Genomic DNA, 3412 nt, shown 5'->3' on the forward strand with positions numbered 1-3412 from the left:
TCCTGCCAGCCATAGGCCTGCCGCCACGTCGCCGCGAGGCGGCGGGGCGAGGTCCGGTCGGGTTCGGCGAAGACCACGTCGAGGGCGATCGCCGCGGCGCCGAGATCGCGCAGGGTGTCGACGAGCCCCGCCACGGCATCGCGCGACCACGGCCATTGCCCGTGGCGCGCCAGGGTCGCGTCGTCGATGTCGATCACGCGGACCGGGACCGGTTCCTCGAGGGAGCGGGGAGCGGCGCGCTGCATCACGTCGAACCCGGCGAGGCGCAGCCGCTCGAAGGGGTCGGGCAAGGCGCTCCGAACCACGAGGAGACCCGTCACGACGGCGAGACCGGCGATGACGGGCGAGAGGCGTCTCAGGCCGCGGCGCATGACGACAACCTTCCGGGAGCAAGTGCCGAGTTCGGGACTGACGGGGTCCGGCAGGAGCGGATCGCCCGGTCACGGTCCCGAGGAGTCAGGGGCGGATCTTGCCATGCAGGCGTGAACGCTTCCGCCCATGTTCGCGCAAGACTGCCGAGGATTCACGACCGATGGCATTCCGCCCCCACGCCGGTCCTTCGGGTCCCGCCGATAGGCAGGGTGTGTGAGGGATTCGCTTAAACTTCTTCTGCGATCGTTTCTCGGTCGCCCTCACCGCGGGCCGCGAGGCGCATCTCCGCCCATGCCGAACACGTATGCTCGCATCACTCTCCCGACGGGATCGGTCCTGTTCGAGGAAGGCGAGCCCGGTCGGGCCGCCTATCTCATCATGGACGGCGAGATCGAGATCTTCCTTCGGCGCGAGGATGGCGAGGTGCATCTCGCGATCCGCCGCACCGGCGAGATCGTCGGGGAAATGGCGCTGCTCGATGCCGGGCCGCGGTCGGCCTCCGCCCGCGTCGCCTGCGATTGCAGCCTGATCCCGATCACCGAGGACCAGATCCAGCATCGCATCACGCAGCTCGACCCGATCCTGCGGATGTGCCTGGGCGTCGTGCTGGCCCGTTATCGCGACATGCTTCCCCTCCTGAACAATGCCGGCCTCGTGCGGGGACCTGCCTTGCCGAGCCGGAATCGTCTGGACGAGGACGCGGCGGAGATGACGGACCGGGAGGCTCAGACGGCCCGGATGCAGGAGGCGATCGGGCAGCTCGTGATGGAACGCGAACTCCGCCGTGCCCTGGAGAAGGGAGAACTCGAGCTGTTCTTCCAGCCGATCGTACGCCTCGACACGGGGCGTCTGGCCGGGTTCGAGGCGCTGATGCGATGGAACCATCCCGAGCGCGGCATGATCCCGCCGCTGACCTTCATCCCGGTGGCGGAGGCGAGCGGCCTCATCGTCGAGATCACCCGGTGGGCCTTGAACGAGGTCGGCCGGGTCATGCCCGAGATCATGCTGGCGGCCCTGCGCCATCCGGGCGCGACGGAGGGCCCGCCCTTCGTGAGCGTCAACGTGTCGGGGCACGATCTCGCCCTCCTGGATTTCCCCGCCATGGTCGCCGCCATGCTGGCCGCGAGCGGAATGGCGCCGGAGAGCCTCAAGCTCGAGATCACCGAGAGCATCCTGATGGGGGACCCCAAGCGCGCCTCCGACACCCTCGCCCGGTGCCGCGACACCGGCATGGGCATCGCCATCGACGATTTCGGGACGGGCTATTCGAGCCTGAGCTATCTCAGCACCCTGCCGATCACGACCCTGAAGGTCGACCGCGCCTTCGTTCAGGCCATGCTCGGTGACCCGCGCAGCCGCAAGATCGTCCAGACGATCCTGCGGCTCGCCGACGAGCTGACGATCCCGGTCGTGGCCGAAGGCATCGAGATCGCGGCCGAAGCCGAGGCCCTGACGGCCATGGGCTGCGCTTTCGGCCAGGGCTACCTGTTCGGCCGCCCGGTTCCCCTCGCCCAGACCCTGACGGTCATCGAGTCCTACGGCGCCCGGCTCGGCCGGGACGCAGCGATGACGTCGGAGCCCTCCGCGATTCCCGCGGATGCAACACCCTCACTGTTGAAGACCGGATAGGCCCGCCATGACGCTTCCCTTTCTCGTTCGTGCCTTCCCCGTTCGTATTCTCCTCGTCGCCGCATCGACCGCCCTCGCCTCGCCAGGGGCACAGGCGGCCAGCGTCGTCGGCCGCGTCGACAAGGTCGAGCGCCAGGCCGTGGCCGTCGTCGAGGGCCAATCTCGCGACATGCAGGCGACGGGACCGGTCTATTTCAACGACATGATCCGCACCGGAGGCGCGTCCCGTCTCGAATCCAAGCTCGCGGACGGCACCGTGCTGACGCTCGGCGAGCACGCCAAGATCACCGTGGACGAGTTCGTGTACCGGCCAGACCGGCAGGGCGGAAAGCTCGGCTTGACGGTGGCCCGCGGCGCCTTCCTGTTCGTCGGCGGCAAGATCGAGGGGCCGACCGGCGGCAACGTCGCCATCCGCACAGCGGTGGGAACCCTCGGGGTCCGCGGCACCACGGTCTGGGGCGGCGCCATCGACGGCGGCTACGGCGTGCTCGTGCTCGACGGCCTCGTGACCCTGAAGACGGCGCGCGGCAGCGTCACGCTGCGCAAAGGCGAGGGCACCATGGTGTATGCCGGCCGTGCGCCGGAGAGAGCAGCACCTTGGCCGGAGGACCGCACCAAGCGCGCGGTGGCCACCATCAGCTTCAAGCCCGGCCGCTGACGCGGTGGCGGCGCCCTATCCGGGTGCCGCCCGCGCTTTCCCGGTCGACGGGGCGTCGCCGTCCGGCGCCAGATCGTAGATCGCGTCGCCGAGACGGCGGAACGGTCCGCCGGCGCCGGAGCGTTTCCACAGCCGCGTGTTGAGCGAGGCCACGGGATCGGCGCCCGGCAGGGCGAAGCCCTCCGCGCGGAGCCGTTCGAGGATCTCGCCGGCATGCATCGGCCGGCCCGCTGCGCGCAGGATCGCCACGCAGGCCGCGATCATCGCCCGCCCGCGCTGACGCGCCGCCGAGGCGAGCGCGTCCCGGTCTTCGATGGGACTCGGCACCGGATAGGAGATCGGCACTGCGGGTTGGCGGGATTGCAGACGCCGGCCGAGTTCGAGGAAGGCGAGACAATCGGCGATCGCGCGGTCGAGCGCGTCCCGTTGTTCGCGCAACTCCTCGAGGCGTGCTTCGGCCTCGGCCTGTGTCAGGAACGCCATCTTGGCCCGCCGGGTGAGCGCCGACCGTGACGGCGGCCCGGAGATCCTAAACTGTTCACGCCGGAATGATAGGAACATTCCGAATAAATGGAGTAGCGATCACGCCGCATCGCTCGCGGGGCGGCGGCCGGCCTTGCCGGTCCGCGGCGGGATGAGCAGGGTCGAGGCATCGGCCGGGCGCAGCAGCATCCCGTTGTCGTCGAGTTCGATCGGCAGGCGCGGAAAGACCTCGTGCAGGTGGGCGACGTCGGCCTTGAAGGCCTGGCGGAA

4 protein-coding genes are annotated in these 3412 nt (G+C 69.7%); 2 read left to right on the plus strand and 2 right to left on the minus strand.

Translation table 11 applies throughout. The annotated features are described in order from the left end of the window. On the minus strand, window positions 1-371 hold a 371-nt coding region (locus tag ACFE7U_RS05220), incomplete at its 3' end, for a CHASE2 domain-containing protein (protein WP_375408674.1). 292 nt (window positions 372-663) lie between these two features. On the opposite strand from ACFE7U_RS05220, the gene ACFE7U_RS05225 reads away from it, so the two are divergent. Together ACFE7U_RS05225 and ACFE7U_RS05230 are read left to right on the plus strand one after the other, a co-directional pair. Continuing rightward, the gene (locus tag ACFE7U_RS05225) at window positions 664-2001 is read left to right on the plus strand and encodes an EAL domain-containing protein (RefSeq protein ID WP_375408675.1); all 1338 of its coding nucleotides are present in this window, start codon (window positions 664-666) and stop codon (window positions 1999-2001) included. A gap of 7 nt (window positions 2002-2008) precedes the next feature. After that, window positions 2009-2659 (plus strand): FecR domain-containing protein, encoded by a 651-nt coding sequence (locus ACFE7U_RS05230; protein WP_375408676.1) that lies wholly within the window; start codon window positions 2009-2011, stop codon window positions 2657-2659. 15 nt (window positions 2660-2674) lie between these two features. Here ACFE7U_RS05230 and ACFE7U_RS05235 read toward each other — a convergent pair whose 3' ends face one another. Next, on the minus strand, window positions 2675-3142 hold the full coding sequence (locus tag ACFE7U_RS05235) for a winged helix-turn-helix domain-containing protein (protein ID WP_375408677.1): 468 nt from the start codon (window positions 3140-3142) through the stop codon (window positions 2675-2677). Between the last annotated feature and the right edge of the window lie 270 nt (window positions 3143-3412).

The sequence above is a fragment of the uncultured Methylobacterium sp. genome, assembly GCF_964251405.1.
In the GTDB taxonomy this organism is placed as follows: Bacteria; Pseudomonadota; Alphaproteobacteria; order Rhizobiales; family Beijerinckiaceae; genus Methylobacterium.